This is a genomic window from Pseudomonas kitaguniensis (assembly GCF_009296165.1).
GTDB classification, from domain to species: domain Bacteria; phylum Pseudomonadota; class Gammaproteobacteria; order Pseudomonadales; family Pseudomonadaceae; genus Aquipseudomonas; species Aquipseudomonas kitaguniensis.
The window spans coordinates 1-19,775 of the sequence record NZ_VUAZ01000084.1; the positions used below are offsets into that span (position 1 = coordinate 1).

23 protein-coding genes and 1 pseudogene are annotated in these 19,775 nt (G+C 57.4%); 15 read left to right on the plus strand and 9 right to left on the minus strand.

Going from position 1 to position 19,775, the window contains the following annotated elements; genetic code table 11:
- Positions 1-87: 87 nt before the first annotated feature.
- Positions 88-1,257: an aspartate aminotransferase family protein gene (locus F0169_RS14995; protein WP_122251410.1), complete on the minus strand. Its 1,170-nt coding sequence runs from the start codon at positions 1,255-1,257 to the stop codon at positions 88-90.
- Between the two features lie 103 nt (positions 1,258-1,360).
- Between F0169_RS14995 and F0169_RS15000 the strand changes: the two genes are divergently transcribed.
- A complete protein-coding gene (locus tag F0169_RS15000; RefSeq protein WP_152746951.1) occupies positions 1,361-2,266 on the plus strand; it encodes a LysR family transcriptional regulator in 906 nt (301 codons plus the stop codon).
- On the opposite strand, the gene F0169_RS15005 is transcribed toward F0169_RS15000, so the two are convergent.
- Positions 2,263-2,886 carry an HAD family hydrolase gene (locus F0169_RS15005; RefSeq protein WP_152746952.1) on the minus strand — a complete coding sequence of 208 codons (624 nt, stop codon included), beginning with the start codon at positions 2,884-2,886 and terminating at the stop codon, positions 2,263-2,265. The two genes, F0169_RS15000 and F0169_RS15005, sit on opposite strands and share 4 nt — an antisense overlap.
- 257 nt (positions 2,887-3,143) lie before the next feature.
- Positions 3,144-4,337: an enoyl-ACP reductase FabV gene (gene fabV, locus F0169_RS15010; RefSeq protein ID WP_152746953.1), complete on the minus strand. Its 1,194-nt coding sequence runs from the start codon at positions 4,335-4,337 to the stop codon at positions 3,144-3,146.
- A 273-nt stretch (positions 4,338-4,610) separates the two neighbouring features.
- Between fabV and F0169_RS15015 the strand changes: the two genes are divergently transcribed.
- Both F0169_RS15015 and ppnN read left to right on the plus strand, forming a co-directional pair.
- A complete protein-coding gene (locus tag F0169_RS15015; protein WP_058414727.1) occupies positions 4,611-5,435 on the plus strand; it encodes an aspartyl/asparaginyl beta-hydroxylase domain-containing protein in 825 nt (274 codons plus the stop codon).
- A gap of 149 nt (positions 5,436-5,584) precedes the next feature.
- Positions 5,585-6,958, plus strand: coding sequence for a nucleotide 5'-monophosphate nucleosidase PpnN (gene ppnN / locus F0169_RS15020; RefSeq protein WP_152746954.1), 1,374 nt, complete (start codon positions 5,585-5,587; stop codon positions 6,956-6,958).
- A gap of 15 nt (positions 6,959-6,973) precedes the next feature.
- Here ppnN and F0169_RS15025 read toward each other — a convergent pair whose 3' ends face one another.
- Positions 6,974-7,366, minus strand: a complete 393-nt coding sequence (locus F0169_RS15025; protein ID WP_152746955.1) for a RidA family protein — start codon at positions 7,364-7,366, stop codon at positions 6,974-6,976.
- Positions 7,367-7,464: 98 nt separating this feature from the next.
- On the opposite strand from F0169_RS15025, the gene F0169_RS15030 reads away from it, so the two are divergent.
- The 3 genes from F0169_RS15030 (at position 7,465) to F0169_RS15040 (ending at position 8,616) form a co-directional block, all read left to right on the plus strand.
- Entirely contained in the window at positions 7,465-7,779 is a 315-nt protein-coding gene (locus tag F0169_RS15030; protein WP_082649081.1) for an AbrB/MazE/SpoVT family DNA-binding domain-containing protein, read from the plus strand.
- The gene (locus F0169_RS15035; RefSeq protein WP_099238811.1) at positions 7,776-8,171 is read left to right on the plus strand and encodes a PIN domain-containing protein; all 396 of its coding nucleotides are present in this window, start codon (positions 7,776-7,778) and stop codon (positions 8,169-8,171) included. The genes F0169_RS15030 and F0169_RS15035 overlap by 4 nt, the downstream gene beginning before the upstream one ends.
- Positions 8,172-8,271: 100 nt before the next feature.
- On the plus strand, positions 8,272-8,616 hold the full coding sequence (locus F0169_RS15040; RefSeq protein WP_152746970.1) for a hypothetical protein: 345 nt from the start codon (positions 8,272-8,274) through the stop codon (positions 8,614-8,616).
- 7 nt (positions 8,617-8,623) lie between these two features.
- Here the strand turns inward: F0169_RS15040 and F0169_RS15045 are convergent, their stop codons facing one another.
- Together F0169_RS15045 and F0169_RS15050 are read right to left on the minus strand one after the other, a co-directional pair.
- A complete protein-coding gene (locus F0169_RS15045) occupies positions 8,624-8,953 on the minus strand; it encodes a YXWGXW repeat-containing protein (protein WP_031319816.1) in 330 nt (109 codons plus the stop codon).
- Between the two features lie 130 nt (positions 8,954-9,083).
- Entirely contained in the window at positions 9,084-9,983 is a 900-nt protein-coding gene (locus F0169_RS15050; protein WP_152746956.1) for a DMT family transporter, read from the minus strand.
- Between the two features lie 98 nt (positions 9,984-10,081).
- Between F0169_RS15050 and F0169_RS15055 the strand changes: the two genes are divergently transcribed.
- Positions 10,082-10,918, plus strand: a complete 837-nt coding sequence (locus tag F0169_RS15055) for a LysR family transcriptional regulator (RefSeq protein ID WP_122251423.1) — start codon at positions 10,082-10,084, stop codon at positions 10,916-10,918.
- 197 nt (positions 10,919-11,115) lie between these two features.
- Positions 11,116-12,303, plus strand: coding sequence for an MFS transporter (locus F0169_RS15060; protein ID WP_152746957.1), 1,188 nt, complete (start codon positions 11,116-11,118; stop codon positions 12,301-12,303).
- Between the two features lie 83 nt (positions 12,304-12,386).
- Here the strand turns inward: F0169_RS15060 and F0169_RS15065 are convergent, their stop codons facing one another.
- The 3 genes from F0169_RS15065 to F0169_RS15075 form a co-directional block, all read right to left on the minus strand.
- Positions 12,387-12,599: a hypothetical protein gene (locus F0169_RS15065; protein WP_152746958.1), complete on the minus strand. Its 213-nt coding sequence runs from the start codon at positions 12,597-12,599 to the stop codon at positions 12,387-12,389.
- A gap of 145 nt (positions 12,600-12,744) precedes the next feature.
- Entirely contained in the window at positions 12,745-13,110 is a 366-nt protein-coding gene (locus F0169_RS15070; RefSeq protein WP_152746959.1) for a DUF6124 family protein, read from the minus strand.
- Between the two features lie 194 nt (positions 13,111-13,304).
- Positions 13,305-14,255, minus strand: a complete 951-nt coding sequence (locus tag F0169_RS15075) for a helix-turn-helix domain-containing protein (RefSeq protein WP_152746960.1) — start codon at positions 14,253-14,255, stop codon at positions 13,305-13,307.
- A 218-nt stretch (positions 14,256-14,473) separates the two neighbouring features.
- Between F0169_RS15075 and F0169_RS15080 the strand changes: the two are divergent.
- From F0169_RS15080 to tal, 7 genes and pseudogenes are all read left to right on the plus strand, one after another.
- Positions 14,474-14,714: pseudogene (locus F0169_RS15080) on the plus strand (CopG family transcriptional regulator).
- A gap of 172 nt (positions 14,715-14,886) precedes the next feature.
- Positions 14,887-15,432, plus strand: coding sequence for a PAAR domain-containing protein (locus F0169_RS15085; RefSeq protein ID WP_152746961.1), 546 nt, complete (start codon positions 14,887-14,889; stop codon positions 15,430-15,432).
- Between the two features lie 10 nt (positions 15,433-15,442).
- Positions 15,443-16,225 carry a hypothetical protein gene (locus F0169_RS15090; protein WP_172979451.1) on the plus strand — a complete coding sequence of 261 codons (783 nt, stop codon included), beginning with the start codon at positions 15,443-15,445 and terminating at the stop codon, positions 16,223-16,225.
- Positions 16,210-16,575: a DUF7079 family protein gene (locus F0169_RS15095; protein WP_152746962.1), complete on the plus strand. Its 366-nt coding sequence runs from the start codon at positions 16,210-16,212 to the stop codon at positions 16,573-16,575. Before F0169_RS15090 ends, F0169_RS15095 begins: the two co-directional genes overlap by 16 nt.
- 529 nt (positions 16,576-17,104) lie before the next feature.
- Complete coding sequence (locus tag F0169_RS15105) at positions 17,105-17,392, plus strand: hypothetical protein (RefSeq protein ID WP_152746963.1); 288 nt, start codon at positions 17,105-17,107, stop codon at positions 17,390-17,392.
- A gap of 169 nt (positions 17,393-17,561) precedes the next feature.
- Positions 17,562-18,557 (plus strand): tRNA dihydrouridine(20/20a) synthase DusA, encoded by a 996-nt coding sequence (gene dusA, locus F0169_RS15110; RefSeq protein WP_152746964.1) that lies wholly within the window; start codon positions 17,562-17,564, stop codon positions 18,555-18,557.
- Between the two features lie 277 nt (positions 18,558-18,834).
- Positions 18,835-19,761: a transaldolase gene (tal, locus tag F0169_RS15115; protein ID WP_058414746.1), complete on the plus strand. Its 927-nt coding sequence runs from the start codon at positions 18,835-18,837 to the stop codon at positions 19,759-19,761.
- Positions 19,762-19,775: the final 14 nt, after the last annotated feature.

The following is a 19,775-nucleotide window of genomic DNA, read 5'->3' on the forward strand; positions in this document are numbered from 1 at the left end:
CTCCCGATGACAATATGTCGGTCAGCCAATGCAGTGGCTGCCACACCGCCATCGGGAGCAAGCCCCCTCCCACATTTTGATCGTTTTTCAGTCCAGTAGACGGGTGATGGCGCGCACGATCATTTCGACCTCTTTTGCATCCAGCGTCAGCGGCGGCAGCAGGCGGATGATCTTGCCCCGCGTCACGTTGATCAGTACGCCGTGTTCTTGCGCCGCTCGCAGGGCCAGGTCGCGGTAAGGGCTGGCCAGTTCAATACCGATCATCAAACCCTGGCCGCGAATCGCCAATACTTGCGGGTGTTCGCTCAGCTCAACACGTAAACGCGCCAGCAGGTGCGAGCCCTGCCGCGCGGCATTCTGCAGCAAGCCCTGTTCTTCGATGATGTCCAGCACCGTGCAACCCACGCGGCAGGCCAATGGGTTGCCGCCAAACGTGCTGCCGTGGCTGCCCGGCGTAAACAACTGCGCGACCGTGGCACGCGCCAGGCAGGCGCCGATGGGCACGCCATTGCCGAGGCCTTTGGCCAGGGTCATCACGTCGGGCACGATGCCTTCGTGCTGAAAGGCAAACCAGGTGCCGGTACGACCAATGCCGGTTTGTATCTCATCGAGCATCATCAGCCAGCCGTGGCGCGTGCAGTGATCGCGCAGGGCTTTCAGGTAGCCGGGTGGCGCCGGTAACACGCCACTTTCACCCTGGATTGGCTCGAGCAGCACCGCCGCAATGCGCGCGCCAAACGCTTGAGTGACGGCTTCCAGCGCCTCCATGTCGCCAAACGCCACCTTGAGGTAATCCCCCGGCAAACGCTGGAAACCCAACCGCACCGAAGGGCCGTCGCTGGCCGCCATGGTGCCGAGGGTGCGCCCGTGAAAGGCGTTTTCCATCACCACCACCAACGGCGCTTCAATGCCTTTTTTCCAGCCATGCAGCCGCGCCAACTTCAGCGCCGTCTCGTTGGCTTCGGCACCCGAGTTGTTGAAAAATGCACCGTCCAGGCCGGACAACTGCGTCAAGCGCTCAGCCAACCGCTGTTGCCAGTCGATGCTGTAGAGGTTGGAGGTGTGCAACAACAAGCCCGCCTGTTGACTGATCGCCGCCACCAGTTTGGGGTGCGAATGCCCGACATTGGTTACCGCCACACCGGCGACCGCGTCGAGGTATTCACGGCCTTGCTGGTCCCACAGGCGCGTGCCCAAGCCACGAACAAAACTCAGGGCCAAGGGTTGATACGTGGTCATCAGGCAGGCGGCGGTCATGGTGGCAAGCTCCAGTGCATCGTTGGGATGACTGCAGTATCGTTAGCCACTCGAGGTGGATAAACTCAGAATTTCTGCAATGACTTTAAACCAAGGCTTGATAATGGATCTGTTCCAGGCAATGTCGGTGTACGTGAAAGTGGTGGAGACCGGCAGCATGACGGGCGCCGCGCAGGAGTGCGGGATGTCAACGACCATGGTCGGCAACCACTTGCGTGCCCTGGAGCAACGCCTGGGGGTCAGCCTGCTCAAACGCACCACGCGCAAACAGAGCCTCACAGAATTTGGCGGGCAGTATTACCAGCGCTGCCTGGAAGTGCTGGGGCTGGTCGCCGACTCCGAGCTGCTGGCAGAGCAGGCCCACAGCGAAATCCCCAAAGGCAGCCTGCGCATCACCGCGCCACCGGTGTTCGGCACCGAACGCCTGGCACCGGCCTTGAGCGAATTTTCCCGGCGCTACCCGCTGATCAACCTCTACGTGGTGCTGAGCAATGAGCGGATGGACTTGGTCGACAGCGGCTTCGACGTGGCGATCCGTCTTGGCGAACTGGAAACCTCCAGCCTGATCGCCAGGCCAATGCAGGCCTACACCCTCACCCTCTGCGCGTCACCTGAATACCTGGCGCGACGTGGCACGCCACAGACGCCGGATGATCTGCGACAGCACGACTGCCTGGCGTTCGCCTACCCGGCGACCGACAACTGGCGCGATACCGACAAACTCTGGCGCATGACCGGCGAGACAGGCGAGGTGGAAATTCCGGTGTCTGGCACATTGACCATCAACAGCTCGCAAGGCTTGCGCCAGGCGGCCGTAAACGGCATGGGCATCATCATGCTCGCCGACGCGTTGGTGCAACCGGACCTTGCGAGCGGCAAGCTGGTCGCCTTGCTGACCCACTATCAACTGTCCAGCCGCCCCATGCACCTGCTCTACCGCCAGGACCGTTACCGCCTGCCCAAGCTGCGCGCCTTCGTCGATTTCGCCATGGAAAAGTGGGCGCGCTAGAAGGCCACGCCCAACTCCCGCAGGCGCGCCGCGGTGCGCTCGGCCGACACGTGGTGAATGCCCTGCCAACCGAGGGCGACGACCGCGTCGATATTGCCGGCGACATCATCGATAAACACCACTTCACCGGGCTGAATATCCGGCAGATGGGCGCGCACCTGGCTGAGGCTGGCGTGGTAGATCGCCGCATCCGGCTTGATCAGCTTCAACTCGCCCGACACCACAATATCGCGCAGATACTGCAGGAACGGATAGTTGGCTCGCGCATAGGGGAAGGTTTCAGCCGACCAGTTAGTCAGCCCGAACAGCGGCATATTGGCCTGATGCAAGGCTTCAAGGATCGCCACGCCTTCCGGCAACGCGCCACGCAGCATCTCGTGCCAACGGTCGTAATACGCCTGGATCAGGCGTTCATGTTGCGGGTATTGCTCGATCAGGTGGCGAGTGCCTTCAGCCAGGCTGCGGCCCGCGTCCTGCTCGGTGTTCCAGGCTTGGGTGCAAATAGTGTCGAGAAAGTGCTGCCGCGCATGGTCATCGGCAATTAGCTGGCGGTACAGGTGGTGCGGGTTCCACTCGAACAGGACGCCGCCGAAATCAAAAACTACTGCACGAATCGTCATCAGATCCTCCGTTAGCGTGGCTTGATAGCGCAAGGAGTCTGGCAGATTGTGAGGGCGGGCGGGAGCGCGATGGCGTGTAGGAGGGTTCGGATAAAAGCGCAGTCAAATGCAGAAGCTGGCCTGTGTGGGCGCTGGTTCGCCTGCGATACAGCCACTGCGGTGGGTCAGTCACACCACAGTGCTGCTATCGCGAGCAAGCCCGGCTCCCACACAAGCTCGCTGCCAGGCAAACCAGCGAGTGCATTTTGGGAGCGTGATCAGGCCTGGATCAGGCCATTGATCTTCACGGTCGGGTTCACATCAGCTTCGTAGTCCACGCCATCGATTTCAAAGCCGAACAAGCGCAGGAACTCAGCCTTGTAACCGGCAAAGTCGCTGATCTCGTTGACGTTGTCGTCGGTGACCTGGTTCCACAGCGCCGCTACAGCGTCCTGGACTTTCGGCTCCAGCTCGGCCAGGTCGGCGCGCAGGCGGCCTTCACCATCAAGCTTCGGCTCGCTGCCGTACAGGCTGTCTTTGAACAGGCCGTAAACCTGCTCGATGCAACCTTCGTGGGTGCCCTGCTCTTTCATCACTTTGAACAACAGCGACAGGTACAGAGGCATGATCGGGATGGCCGAACTGGCCTGCGTCACCACAGCCTTGAGCACCGACACACGGGCGTCGCCCTTGAGTGCGGCGAGGTTGTCGCGCAGGGTCAGGACTTTTTTGTCGAGGTCTTTTTTGGCTTCGCCGATGGAGCCGTTCCAGTAAATATCCTGGGTCAGCTTTTCACCCAGGTAGGTGAACGCGGTGGTCTTGGCGCCTTCGGCCAGCACATCGGCGTCACGCAGGGCGTCGATCCACAGCTGCCAGTCTTCGCCGCCCATGACCTTCACGGTGCCGTCGATTTCTTCCTGGGTGGCAGGCTCAAGGGTGGTGTCGACCACTACGCCTTTGTCGGTGTTGATACCGCGCAGGGTCACGGCCTTGCCGATTGGCTTGAGCGTGGAGGTGTGCACCACGCCTTGCGGGTCGGTACGGCGTGGCGCGGCCAGGCTGTAGACCACCAAGTCGATTTCACCCAGGTCTTTCTTGATGGTTTCGATGGTCAGGCGCTTGATCTCGGCAGAGAACGCGTCGCCGTTGATGCTCTTGGCGTACAGGCCCTTTTCGACCGCAAACTTCTCGAACGCGGCGCTGTTGTACCAGCCGGCGGAGCTCAACTTGCCTTCTTCGCCTTCTTTCTCAAAAAACACGCCCAAGGTATCGGCGTTGCTGCCAAACGCAGCACTGATGCGCGCAGCCAGGCCGTAACCGGTGGAAGCGCCGAGGACCAGCACCTTCTTTGGGCCGCCTTCGATGGCGCCGTGCTGGGTTACGTAGTCGATCTGTTGCTTGACGTTCGCTTCACAGCCAACAGGGTGAGCGGTCACACAGATGAAGCCACGAACCCGCGGTTTGATGATCATAAAATTTCTGCCTCTTCCAAGGTGCCGAAGGCCAATGGTGGCCATTCAACTTAATCGTACCGGTCTATGACGCCTGAAAAACCGAAGCGTCACGATAGTCGCAAATCTTGCGTTTACAAAATCCAATCAAAAAAACGCGGGACAGGCTGCCCAGCGCGGTGAAAACTGTGTCCGCGTGTCACAAACTCGTACTATTTAAAACGCCTGCCGCCGCCATAACCCATTATCATGGCAACATTGTTTCAATTTGTTTCAACCCCGGAGCCACGCTTCATGAGCAAAAGTGCTGTTCAAAAAAAACTCGTCTCAGCCGCCTGGGTGCTGGGGGTTCTGCTGTTCATCTACTGCTTCCCCCGAACGAGTTTGGTATTTGTGCTGCTGGTGCTGATCTGCGGTGTTTATGACTTCTTGCGCAACGGCCTGTACGACCGCGACACCCTCAAGAAGTACTTCATCGGCAACGGGCGTAATACGTGGATATTGGCGCCGTTCAACACCTTGTTCGACCTGCTGAGCAGCCGCAACCGCCACGTCTATACCCTGCACGACCTGCCGCCCGCCTGGCGCGAAGACCTGCAACAGGTGATCGACGACGCGATGGCCAACAAAGATCAAATCATCAGCTACCTGGATGAACGCATGGCCGAGAAAAAGCGCGGCATGCTGTTTTTCCAGTGGTACGGCCGCCCGATCGAAACGGCCCTGGACATCCCGCAACTGCGTAAGAAACTGCCGTTTGTGAAGACCATCGGTGTGTCGGTATTCAACGAAAACCGCTCAACATCTTTCCACTTCGGCCCGCTGCGCATGATGTTTCGCGTGCTCTACAACATGGCGCCAGCGCCTCACCACGAGGGCGTTTACATTCAGGTGGGCAAGCACAAGCACTACTGGCACGACGACCCGCTGTTTATTTTCGATGACACGCTGATGCACGCGTCATTCAACAAAAACGATGCAAAGCGTTACTGCCTGTTCATTGATATTGTGCGGCCGACCCCGCTGCCGAGGGTGCTCAACGCCGTGATCGCGGGTTTTGCCGGGCTGGTCTTTACCCTGCGTCGGGTTTTCTACAAAAACTGGAAGCTGATTCAGTAACTTCTGCGGCATGATGGTGCTTGACGGTGTTTGCGCATGGCCACACGCCTGCCAAAATAACCGTCTCGTGCGACCGGGTTCGGCGCTCACCATTCTCAAGCCATCGCCGCCCGTGGCGGCTGCGATGGCTGTGCTTTCAAGGAATCAGAATGCCTCAACGTCAAGTCATCAATGCCTCCGTCAGCCCCAAGGGCAGCCTCGAAACCCTGTCCCAACGTGAAGTGCAGCAACTGAGTGAAGCCGGCAGCGGCAGCATCTACACCTTGTTCCGCCAGTGCGCCCTGGCCATCCTTAACACCGGCGCGCATATCGACAACGCCAAGACCATCCTCGACGCCTACAAAGACTTTGAAGTGCGTATCCATCAACAGGACCGCGGCGTGCGCCTGGAACTGTTGAATGCGCCGGCCGACGCGTTCGTCGATGGCGAAATGATCGCCAGCACGCGTGAAATGCTCTTCAGCGCCCTGCGCGACATCGTCTACACCGAGAACGAACTGGGCAGCCAGCGCATCGACCTGAGCGACTCGCAAGGCATCACCGACTACGTGTTCCACCTGTTGCGCAATGCCCGTACGTTGCGCCCGGGCGTCGAGCCAAAAATCGTGGTGTGCTGGGGCGGGCACTCGATCAATACCGAAGAATACAAATACACTAAAAAAGTCGGCCACGAACTGGGCCTGCGCAGCCTTGACGTGTGCACCGGTTGCGGCCCTGGCGTGATGAAAGGTCCAATGAAAGGCGCGACCATTTCCCACGCCAAACAACGCATCACCGGCGGGCGCTACCTCGGCCTGACCGAGCCGGGCATCATCGCCGCCGAAGCACCGAACCCTATCGTTAACGAGCTGGTGATTTTGCCGGACATCGAAAAACGCCTGGAAGCTTTTGTGCGCGTCGGCCACGGCATCATCATCTTCCCGGGTGGCGCGGGCACGGCGGAAGAGTTCCTGTACCTGCTGGGCATCCTGATGCACCCGGACAACCGCGACGTGCCGTTCCCGGTTGTGCTCACCGGGCCGAAACACGCGGCGCCATACCTGCAACAACTGCACGCATTCGTCGGCGCCACCCTCGGCGAAGCGGCGCAGGCACACTACCAGATCATCATCGACGACCCGGCCGAAGTGGCCCGCCAAATGACCGCAGGCCTCAAGGCGGTGAAGCAGTTCCGCCGCGAGCGCAACGATGCGTTCCACTTCAACTGGCTGCTGAAGATCGACGAAGGCTTCCAGCGCCCGTTCGATCCAACCCACGCCAACATGGCCAGCCTGCAACTGAGCCACGCGCTGCCGCCCCACGAACTCGCCGCCAACCTGCGCCGCGCGTTTTCGGGCATCGTGGCCGGTAACGTCAAGGACAAGGGCATCCGCCTGATCGAAGAGCACGGCCCGTACGAAATCCAGGGCGACCCGACCATCATGAAACCGCTGGACGAGCTGCTACAGGCGTTTGTCGCCCAACACCGCATGAAGTTGCCGGGCGGCGCGGCGTATGTACCGTGTTATCGCGTGGTTCAGTAAACAGGGCTCACTGAGCTAACGCTGAACTGCCACACATTTGATTTCCACCAGCAAACCGGGATGCGCCAGTTCTGACACGCCAATGGTCGTCCAGGCGCAGTGCCCACGCGGGAACAGGCGGTTTTTCACCTCCCGAAAAACCGCCATGTGCTCGTGCATGTTCACGTGGTACGTGGTCATGTCCACCACATCCTCAAAGCTGCAACCACCCTCCTCCAATACCTGACGCAGGTTCGCCCAAGCGGCGATGAACTGCGCTTCGGGGTTTTCGATCACCGCCAATTCCGGCGTACGCCCGACTTGCCCTGCGCAGTAAAGGGTTTTGCCGACTTTGACCGCGGGCACATAGCCGGCGCGTTCGACGATGGTGTGCATGGAGGGCGGGATGATGAGCTGGCGATCAGTCATATGCTGTATCTCATTGCGGGCGTTTTCGGCCGTGTAGGTGGGCTAAGTCAGGCTAAGGTTTTACCTGTTCCTACTCACCCACACCAGAAGAGCGACCTATGGACCAACGGACCTTGCCCTCGATAACGCCTTACCCTAAGGTAAGGAGTATCACGAAGGAGATTTTTAATATGGCAACCGCCACACTGACCTCAAAAGGGCAAATCACCATTCCCGTTCAGGTCAGAACTGCCTTGGGCCTGGAAACCGGCGACCGCGTTGAGTTCGTCGAAATGGAGGACGGCACCTTTTCGATCATCGCAGCCAGTAATACCGTGCATGACCTCAAGGGCCTGATCCGAAAACCCGCCAGGGCCGTATCGATTGAAGACATGAACCGCGCCATCGCGGCCCAAGCAGCAAATGCGCGATGATCGGCCTGGATACCAATGTGCTGGTGCGCTACGTCACTCAGGACGATCCGGTTCAATCGCCCAAAGCGTCCGAGTTGATCGAATCGCTCACCCAACTGTCGCCGGGCTTTGTCAGCCTGGTGTCTGTGGTTGAACTGGTGTGGGTTCTACAAAGCTGCTACCAGTGCGCCAAGGGCGAGGTGGTGGCCGTGCTGGAAACCCTGTTGCGCACGCGCGAACTGACCATCGAGCATGCCGAGATCATCTGGCAGGCGCTGCGACGGTTCACCGCGAACAAAGCTGATTTTGCCGATTGCCTGATAGAACGGTGCGCGCACGCGGCAGGCTGTAAATACACCGCCACCTTTGACCTCAACGCCGTCAAGGCAGCCGGTATGAAGCAACTGGCCTGAGCACGGCATTGCGACGACGCTCAGGCTTTGGTAAAAACCGCGTTCAACCTTGATCGAGAGACACACTCACGTGCGCATGTTTCTTCTCGCTACCTTGAGCATGGCCTGCGCGGTGGCCGTTGCCGACACCATCGCCTGGCCCGACCTGCCGAGCACCTGCTTCGTCAGCGGCCGGCCCGCCACCAGCACCGATGTAGACACAGGCTGCGCGGCGTTCCTGATCAACGTAAAAGGCAAGGCGGCGGGTACGCCGATCAAGCTGGACATACCGCAGTACGCCTTGCATGTGGATGAAGCCACCGGCAAAGAGACGCCGGTGATCATCATCCAGGCGGAAGAAAACGGTGACATCAAAGCCGTGGGCTACAAGGAACTGGGCAACGATCAGCTCGGCGCCGCGCTGTTGCGCGAGGTTCGGTTGTTAGGCACTAAAAAGCCAACCTGATCACGCCTCAGCGAACCCAGCCACCACCCTGCCAGTGGTAACCGTCATTACGCTGCACCCAGTGCGGGTGCACGTAACGGTAGCCCTCGCGCACCGCTTCCCAATGCCCATGCACCGCTACGTAACGCCCGCCTTCCCAACGCCAGTAACCGCGCGACCACACATAACCGTAGCGCGCAGCCGGTTCTACTTCGATTACCTGGACTGGCGGCGGTTGCGGCGCCACGACTTCTACATACTCACGCTGCACAGGCCCGCGCTCATGCACCACACGTTCTTGTACACACCCGGACGCTGCGACGACTACCGCCGCCATTGCTGCATAACGTAGCAACATACAAAACCCTCGGGCGTGACCGCCCAACGAATAAATCCGTAAAAAAAGCCCCCTGTTGCAGCCTCGCTCCTGCTTGGCTCTGAGTTATTTGTAACAGGTGGTATCTGTCAGGTTGCTGAAGCGGCGTGCCTCAAGAGGCGCACACGACGGTCGGTCGCTTCAGGCGCAGCAGAATCAGCCCCGACACCACAACCGCGATACCTGCGTAAGTTGAGGGGTAAATCACATCGCCAAACATCAACGCTGCCCACACCAGTGTGACCGGTGGTTCCAGATAGACCAGCGCGGCTACGCGGGTCGCGGTCATCACCCGCAGCAACATCCACAGGCTCAAGTAGGCAACAAAGGTGGAAAACACTGTCAGCCAGACGATTGAGATCAGCACGTCTGAATCATGCGGAATGCTCAGCGTGCCGGTGTACAACACCGCCGCGGTGAAGCCGAGCAACGTCCACATCGATTGGATGAACAGCGGCAGTACCAGACCAGCGTCCTGAACGTGTACCGAGCGGCGCTCGTACAAGGTCGCCATTGTCAGCCCCAGCGCCGCGGCCACTGGCAACAAGTACATGATCAAACTGACGCCTGCGCCACCGCTACCGTATTGGCCGGCGATAACGATCGACACGCCGATAAAACTGACCACCAACCCTGCCCATTGCCAGCCGCCACTGCGCTCCGCCGAACTGCCGGTCGACAACGCCGCCGTCATCAGCGGCTGCAAGGCCGCAATGATCGCGGCAATGCCCGGCGGCAAACCATTTTGAATCGCCACGTACAGGCAACTCAGGTACAGAAACTGCGACAGGAAACCGATGACGGCGTAATGGCGAACCTGCGCCCAAGAAATGTTCAGCAGCCGCACATTCAAAAATAACCCCAGGCACAACGAGACCAACAGGAACCGCCAGAACAGCAGGTTAAACGCGTCGCCGCCTTGCGTGCCCAGCTTGGCGCCGATGTAGCCGGAGCTCCACGACAGCACAAATGCCGCTTGCAGCAGCAACAGCCCCAGGGTTGATCGCCTCATGAATCCTCCAGCCAGTGTGTGTTGACTGAGAAGCTAAGGGCCGCGCATGCTTGTGTATATTGAAATAACCTGCATCAGTGATCCTGAAAAGTGGAATCATGACCCAGCAATTGAATATCGACTTGTTACGCACCTTTCACGCCGTGGCACGCTTTCGTCGCTTCAACGAAGCGGCTGAGCACGTGCACCGCAGCGCATCCACCGTTACTACGCAGATTCAAAAGCTTGAAGATCAGGTCGGCCAACGCCTGTTCAGCCGCAGCAACCAAGGCGTGGAACTGACGCAGTACGGCAAGAAGCTGCTCGGCGAAACACTGGAGTTCCTCAAGAGCCACGACCGCTTGTTGATCTCGCTGATGCCGCAGCGCATGCAAGGCAAGATTCGCCTGGGCATACCCGACACCTACGCGCCCGCGTTTATGCAGGCTTACCTGCCCCGACTGATTGCCGACAACCCGTTGCTGGAGCTGGAAGTCGAAGCGCGCACCAGCGGCGAGCTGTTGAATCTGTTCACGGCGAACCAGCTTGACCTGACGATAACGGTCAGCGCGCAACCGCTGGCACACGGCGAACGTTTGGGCGCTGTGCAGCCGCTGTGGGTGGCGGCCGAACACTTCGACTACCCGCCGAATGCGCCGCTGCCGGTCACCGTGCCCATCGCCGGTTGCCCGTATCGCGCGGCGGCGTTGCAGGCATTGAAGGACCACGGGGTTTACCACCGCTTGCTGCTCGAAAGCCCCAACTCATCCGCCGTCGAGGCGTGTATCCGCAGTGGCGTGGCGGTGGGCCTGATGGAGCAAAGCCGCATGGGCGAAGGGCTGAAGCAACTAACCGAACTGCCAGCGCTGCCAGCACAGCATTTGTACCTGCTATGCGATACGGGCAATGCGCTGGCCCTGCACCTGCACGAGCAAATAAGGCACTTCACGGTCTGACTACCGGCGTCGCTTACAGCGCCGGGTCGAACCCTGGTCTGCTTGGCGCAACCGCAGTATCGGTAGACGCGACGTAATGTCACCCAGCACTTGATGAAACTGAACTCTTGCGCAACAGGCTGTTCTAGACACCTTCGCCGCCGCTTCAGTAGCATCGGCGGTTCTTATTTCTGCCCTACATCAACACAGAGTTATCCATGACTATCCAGCAAACACCCGGACATGTGCTGCCAGCGCGCAGCGCCGCCAATATGGAAGCTGCCATGGCCGTGGGCGCTTTCGCAATCGGCACCGGCGAATTCGCCATCATGGGCCTGATGCCCGACATCGCCCACAACCTCAACCTCAGCGAACCGCAAGTCGGCCACGCCATCAGCGCCTACGCACTGGGCGTGATGGTCGGCGCCCCGCTGCTGGCCATCCTCGGCGCCAAGCTGCTGCGCAAACACATGCTGTTGCTGTTGATGGGCCTGTACGCGCTCGGCAACCTCGCCACCGCGTTCACCCCGAGCTTCAGCTCGCTGATGGCCTTCCGCTTCATCAGCGGCCTGCCCCACGGCGCCTACTTCGGCATCGCCGCCGTCGTCGCCTCCAGCATGGTGCCAAACGACAAACGTGCCGGCGCCGTCGCCCGCGTGATGATGGGCCTCACACTCGCCATGCTGCTCGGCAACCCCATCGCCACCTTCCTCGGCCAACACCTTGGCTGGCGTTCAGCATTCGCGCTGGTCAGCGTGATCGCCCTGTGCACCATCGGCCTGGTCTGGCAATTCGTGCCGCACCGCCACGACGAACAACGCAGCGACCCGCGCAAAGAGCTGCGCGCCTTCGCCAAACCGCAGGTATGGATGGCACTCTCCATCGGCGCGATTGGCTTTGCCGGCATGTTCTGCGTGTTCAGCTACCTCGCACCGACCATGCTCGAAGTGACTAAAGTCTCGCCACAATGGATCCCCTTCGGTCTCGCCGCGTTTGGCGTAGGCGGCATCATCGGCAACATCGCCGGCGGCAAACTGTTCGATCGCCTGCAATTTCGCGCGGTTGGCTGGATTCTTGTCTGGTCGATGGCCGTGTTGATCTTCTTCACCTTCGCCGCCAGCTCGCTGTGGGGCGTACTGCTCGGCATCGCCCTCGTCGGCACCATGATCTCCATGGCCGCACCGCTGCAAATCCGCCTGATGGACATCGCCCACGAAGCCCCGAGCCTGGCGGCGGCGTCCAACCACGCAGCGTTTAACCTCGCCAACGCACTCGGGCCGTGGCTGGGTGGCATGGCGATTACCGCGGGGCTCGGCTGGACCAGCACCGGCTACATCGGCGCGGCGACGGCGCTCGCAGGCCTGGGTCTCTACCTCATCGCACGCCGCATGAAAAACGGCCACTAACAGCCAAACCTGCCCCCACCACAAATCAACTGTGGGAGGGGGCTTGCTCCCGATAGCGGTGGGTCAGTCAACACACAACTCAATCAGTCATCATGCAACAACCCAGAACCATACTCACCATAACTACTGCCCAACCCACTGCCGCCAAAACTCATCTTGGCGGATTTGTTGGGGCTGTGGTCCCCAAACGCCTGGCATCCCTGAGTGAAACAAGGATCGCTGCTAACACCCGACGAGCAAGCGCTCAACAGCAATGCGCCGGCGATCATCACGACTTTGACGAGGTTCGAAATCATATTTCAGCTCCCTGTGGGCTGGAGGCGCGGAAGTCCTCTCTTGAGAGAGATCGTAGGCCTCAAAAGCCCAGGGCATCATGAAACTGTGCGGTGTGACAGCGGGGGTTCAGGTTGCCGCCTTGAGGTAAGGCGGCGGGCTGGGTTGTCAGGCCTTGGCTGCGTTGGCTGCTGGCGCGACTTGCTCATGGGCTCGGTCGACCAGTAGAGCGCTGAGATCGATTAGCTGTTGGATGCCGAGGACGATGGCGCGTTGGGGGTCTTCGAGGTTGAAGGCCAGGGTGGCGGCCATTTGGTTGGCGGATTCCAGGTTTTCGGAGGCGTTGGCAAGGAGTGTTTCGGTGTCGATGTTGGGGCTGACGGAGAATAGGTTGCTGATTGGTGGTTCAGTGAGCTTGGCGTCGTCAGATGGAGGCAGATAATGGTGAATAGCACGCTGAGCGGTGGCGTTAAGCTCGGCGTCGACCGGTGCGGTGTTGTTATCTACGTGAGGTTTATGTGTTTTGCTGGGCATGGGCGAAGCTCCAAATATTTTGGGGAGTTAAAACGCCTTAGCAATACGGACTTCCACCTCCGACCGCTGGGTTTACAGCGGCTGGAGGAGGTTAGCGATGGGTGGTCTGACGGGCAAGCCGAGAAAGATGTGGGAAATATCCTGTCAAAGTTGGCCTAACCTGATTTTTCCGGCGACTATCGACTCCGATATTTCTATTGGATATGAAGATTGCTTTCTTCCAATTGAAACTCATCTTCGATGCCGAGTTTCTTCATGATGACTGGTAGTACTTGGTGGATTCTTCGCATGCCCACCAAAAGCTCATTCATATAAATATCAGGATGTATACGTGAAGCATTTAGCCCAAGGCTTTCAGCCTCAGCGACGTGCCCGAGCCCGTCATGACTTCCGTGAACAAGATCGAGGAGTTCAGCTCCTAATGGCGCGCCATCTCGGAACGCTTTCGTCTTCACCAAGCCAAGCCATCCCTCATAATCTTTTTCAACTTTATACTTAAAATTTCTAAAATTTGGAGCAAACTCTAAATTCACCTCAATCTTGGAAGCTGCAAGCGATATGAGGCATGGCTCAATATTCTCAGCTGGAGAATCAAACAGATCCATATCGTCATTAATCAAATCAGCTACATATGCAACATAGAATCCGTAGACATCCGCAAACGACTTGAAAATATTATATATCGCAGATGAGTATTGATTGATATGCACCACTTCCCAAAAATCATCAACTTCATCCTCACCCTCTCGCCGGATATCTAGCTCAGCTGGAAACTCATCAGGAATCTTGACGCCCATTTCGCGGAGGACATCAAAAGTATTCCAGCATAAGAGACCACTGTCGTCCATTAAAGGATCTGCGTTGTACCCCGTCTCGTCGCTAATGTGTGCCATTTCAGCTAAAGAATGGATAAGCTGCTCCCACTTGTTAGCATTTTCACGGGAACCACTCCAGACAACAAATTCCGGATTCTGATCACCAATCCCAGAAACAGCCCTCAACTTCCCTTCCATTTCAAGAGATAGGTGTTCTCCCTTTTTCCACTTACTAATTTGTGTCGCGGAAACGCCAAGCCGAAGAGCAAGTTCTTTCTGGGTACCTCCCAGCGCTTCCAAAGACAACTGAACTAGAGCTTCACTGTACAATTTAACACCCAGCTTTTTAGTAAATATTTATTCACGAAAAGTAAATCTAAGCTAAAATTTAGGTCATTGCAAATAATATTTACTAAAAAAATTTGCAGATGGGGGGTTAGCCACGATATCCGGTAACAAGCAGCACTCAGTTCCTCCTCGCCACCGCTTGCTGATTCAGTCCAGCGCTCGGCGGGGTAACGTCCCACAACCATCCCCATAAGGCCGCCATGACTGGAATACCACTAAATTTGCTGGAAGGCTGTCCTGCTCTCTCGCAGATCTGACCAAGACAAAGGGCCAGACAGCGACCTATCTGGCAATGGATGTTCTAAACAAATGCATCGAACACGAAAAAAAGCTGATCGGGCAGATTGCGTTGGCTGTTACATATGCCAACGAAGGTAAATTCGCCACGGATGATCATTGGCAGCGATTCGCGATGGGCGCTGGAGTCGTCCTGCACTCTGAATGGCTTGAAAAAGCAAACAAAAATCTCGAAGACTAGACTAACTAAACCATCACCCGCTTTCGAAAGACAACTGCAGAAACATAGATCGCAACCAGATTGCATAGACGCGAGCCACCGCTCAAAGCAAGTCTGGTACAGTCGCCTCAGTAAATTCGTTGACAGGGAGTCAGCATGGCAAAGCCAGCCGCACGTATCACCGATCCAACAAGCTGTCCCATTCCTGGGCACGGCGCCAAAGCGATCGCAACCGGCTCTCCTGATGTGTACTTCGACGGGCTCGCAGCTGCTCGCAAAGGCGACACGTGTACCTGCGGTAGCGCCTTAGATTCCGAATTTTCCGACACGGTGTTTATCAACGGCCAAAACGCCGCACTGGTCGGTACTGTCGGCACACATGGCGACGTTGTGATTGGAGGTTCGGGTACGGTTATCATCGGAAGCGTCCATAACCCTGCTCCCTTTATTGCGCCTACACCCATGGTCATCTACGGGAACTGGATCGGCTTTAAAATTCCCGCCGAAGAAAGCTACGCAGGATTTGCATGCACGGCTTACTTTGACGATGGGTCTTCCATGTCTGGGGTCTTTGACGCAAACAACTCGGTCAAATTTTCCAATCCTACTGGAAAGGCGTGTCATACCTTGGCATTTGCCCACCACGAAAGCGCCTGCACCGCTTCAGGCATCGATGGGCTACTGAACGATATTTTGGGATAAGGATATTCTCGTGACGGAACCCAATCTGGTAACCGGTAGTTATGTTGTTAAAAGCGAACATACGCTCGAACGCTCTCCCCTTGAGATGGCGGTCGCAGGCATGGAAGGAGCTGCCAGTCGTTTTTCCATCGACGCTATCAAGGACGAGCGCGTCCGAGCAAGTTACGAAAGCAATATTCGACGAATGTCACAGCAAATATTCGCTGAGGTGAGAGCCGGTAATATCAGCGTTGAGGACGCGACAAAGTTCAGCAATGAGATGCGCAACAAAATCATGTTTGAACACCGCAAGTTTACGTCCGCACAGGGCCTGGCCATTGCGCAAAAAAAGAAAAAGATCGGCCGAACACATGTGGAGATCCTGAACGAAAAATCTCAAGCACAGTTCAACAAGAACTACGAACAATTGTCAAAAACGCAACAGAAAGAAGTCTTGTACCGTGCTTTGGAGCGGTCCGGCAGTGCCAACGCCAAATTCACTTCTGGCACCAAAATTATGTCCGTGATGGGCAAGGTAGGCATCATCATGACGGCGGTGCTGGCCACTTACCAAATACTGAACGCAGACGACAAGGCCAAGGAAACAGCTCGTCAAGCCACGATTCTGGGAGGAGGTGCGGCGGGAGGACTTCTGGCAGGGTTGGGCGTATCCGCTATTTGTGGTCCTGGCGCGCCTGCTTGTGCCATAGCCGTTGTTCTCATTGGCAGCATTGCCGGCGGTATTGCTGGCGGGGTCGCGGCTGATACATTCGACGCAGAGTTAGAGGAGCTGGCACATTGGGACATATTTTGACACCTGAGGAACGAGCAAGCATCCAGATCGCACTGGCAGAAGCCTTTGTGGATAGCACTGTCGACTACGCTTCTATCGCGCAAAGAATACGCGGCTATGACCCAAAGCTCGTAGAACAGATATTGTACTCAGAAGTCGCGCCAGTGTGTTTCAGCAATCTTGAAACGCCAGTCCCCCCTGTTTGGTCTGGTTTTCAAGATCAATGGCTGCTGGAAGAAATAGGCAAAGAACTCAAGGCGCGAGAAGACAGTTGGCTACGACGTAGCTTCGACCGATTAAAAGTTATATGGCTTCGCTATAGCTATGGGTACATCTGGAAGGAACTGATGAAATTTCATCACTTCCTGTAACTGTAGCCCTGCACATGCCTACGATCAGCTGGCGAGATAGATATTCTGAATCAGGGATTTAAACACTAACGTATACCACCCAGCCGCTCTAGCGCGTCTGCGTCACCGCGATAAGGGATTGGCCATGTCAAACCCCAATGGTCCGACCAGGCTGGCTACTCCAGTGTAATTTATTAGCAAGCCGCAACAATCGTCGAATAAAGGAGGTTTTCATTAATAATATTGTGTTTTGCTTTAATAGAGACGGCGGCACGCCCTGTGATTATTCGCTGTCGTGTGCCGCGATGTACGCCAGCCAGTTAGCCTTGGAGGCTGACTCGTTAGAGTGGGCCGCACAAGCTCGAACTCGGCCAATCCCCAACGAGCTTGATCCAAACACTGAGCAGCGTATTCAGGGTGACAACCTTGTTGGGCGGTCACCGCGAGTTTCCAATGCAAGCCGGTGAGGGAAAAATTTGCCCTGGCAATATCGGTATGAAACGGGTGAAAAACCTTCGTATGAAAACCAAACTTTGCGGCCACCTTCGTTATGAAATCGCTACTGATCATTATTCTGGCGGCACTCGTCGCCACGCTATACGTCGGCTATTACGAAAAGATGGAAGACGCGTATCCGAAAAAAGTATTCTTTATAAAGAAAAGCCCGACCTTTCAAATCGAGTTTGTAAATATTTTCGCATATGAATCAGACGATAAAAAATTGAGTGAGCTGAGTTCAGAAGAGCGACATCTGGTCATCCAGTATTGCAAATATCGATTAGGTATCACTTCAACACTGCAAAGCCAGAGCGAACTTGATGAATGCAAACGAAGGTAAAAAAACCTTAACACCTTCAAGCCGAGCTCACCTCTGGCACCAAAGTCACCCGCAGAGCTGCGTCATTCCGGTGCTCACCGGGCTGATCAGGCCCAATACTCGCTGAAACCTCACAAGAGCAATGCTGATAAACTGCCTCACCACCAGCCTCACCGATTGCATATTCCCAATGCCCGCAAACAACGCCAGACCCGCACCGCTCTCCCGCCGCTTCTCCGTCGCCCCGATGATGGATTGGACCGACCGCCACTGCCGGTTCTTCCTGCGCCTGCTCTCCAAGCACGCCCTGCTCTACACCGAGATGGTCACCACTGGCGCGATCCTGCATGGCGACCACGAGCGCTTCCTGCGCCACAGCGAAGCCGAGCACCCGCTCGCGCTGCAGCTAGGCGGCAGCGTGCCGGCTGATTTGGCCGCGTGCGCGCGCATGGCGGAGGCTGCTGGTTACGACGAAGTGAACTTGAACGTCGGCTGCCCGAGTGATCGTGTGCAGAACAATATGATCGGCGCGATTTTGATGGCGCATCCGGCGTTGGTGGCCGATTGCGTAAAGGCGATGCGTGACGCGGTGTCGATTCCGGTGACGGTGAAGCACCGTATCGGCATCAATGGGCGCGACAGTTATGCTGAGCTGTGTGATTTCGTCGGGCAGGTAAAGGACGCGGGGTGCACCAGTTTTACGGTGCATGCGCGCATTGCGATTCTGGAAGGTTTATCGCCGAAGGAGAATCGCGATATTCCACCGTTGCGCTATGACGTGGCGGCGCAGTTGAAGCGCGACTTTCCAGAGTTGGAGATTATTCTCAACGGCGGCATCAAGACGCTTGCGCAGTGCCAGGAGCATTTGCAGACGTTTGACGGGGTGATGTTGGGGCGCGAGGCTTATCACAACCCGTATGTGCTGGCGGAGGTGGATCAGCAGTTGTTTGGCAGCACGGCGCCGGTGATCAGTCGGGCGCAGGCGTTGGCGCAGTTGCGGCCTTATATTGCGGAGCATTTGGCCAGTGGCGGGACGATGCATCACATTACGCGGCATGTATTGGGGCTGGGGACTGGGTTTCCGGGTGCGCGCAAGTTCAGGCAGTTGTTGTCGGTGGATATTCACAAGGCCAACCACCCGCTGGCGTTGCTTGATCAGGCGGCGGAGTTGCTGGAGGGGCGGTGATTGTGAGGCTGGTGAGCTGGGTGGGTGTCAGTTGATTTGTTGGGGGACTGAGAGACCGCTTTCGCGAGCAAGCCCGCTCCCACAGTTTAATCGGGGAGGTCATGCGGCACTTGGGTTGAACCTGATGCGCATTCTGGCCTCCTATTATTAGTATGGCCGGTCATTCAAACGGCTGTTTTCAGGTTGTTGCCCTCGCAAACGATCGAACGCATTTGCGCCCTTGAGCGCCTGCCGGCGCTCGGGTAATGTCATCAGACCCAAAGGACAGAGCACGCTCATGACTTCCAAGCTGGAACAACTCAAGCAATTCACCACTGTCGTAGCCGATACCGGCGATTTTTCTACGCTCGCCAAGCTCAAGCCACAAGACGCGACCACCAACCCTTCCCTGCTGCTCAAGGCCGCTTCGATTGCGGGCTATGCCAAGCTGCTGGATGAGTGCGTTAAAGACTGCAACGGTGACGTGGGCCTGGCCAGCGACCGTTTCGCGGTGGCGGTGGGTCAAGAAATTCTCAAGGTGGTACCGGGGCGTATTTCCACCGAGGTGGATGCCCGCTTGTCGTTCGACACTGACGCCGTACTCAAGCGTGCGCACCGTCTGATCGACCTGTATGACAAAGCTGGCGTCAGCCGTGACCGCGTGCTGATCAAGATCGCTTCCACGTGGGAAGGCATCCGCGCGGCAGAGACGCTGGAAAAAGAAGGCATCCAGACCAACCTAACGCTGCTGTTCTCGTTTGCCCAGGCTGTGGCGTGCGCCGAAGCCGGGGTGTTCCTGATTTCGCCGTTCGTGGGCCGTATCTACGACTGGTACAAGAAGGCCAACGGCAGCGACTATACAGGTTCGGATGACCCGGGCGTGCAGTCGGTGACACGCATCTACAACTACTACAAGGCCAACGGCTACAAGACCGTGGTGATGGGTGCGAGCTTCCGTAACCTCAGCCAGATCGAAGAGTTGGCCGGCTGTGATCGCCTGACCATCAGCCCGGACTTGCTGGAGAAGCTGGCGGCCGATGAAGGCAAGCTTGAACGCAAGCTGTCGCCAGGCCACGCCGGTGAAGCGCGCGTGCATTTGACTGAAGCGCAGTTCCGTTGGGAGTCCAACGAGGATGCGATGGCCACCGAGAAGCTGGCGGAAGGGATCCGTCAGTTTGCTCGGGATCAAGAGAAGCTGGAAGCGCTGTTGACTGCCAAACTGTAAGGCAGGCGGCGACA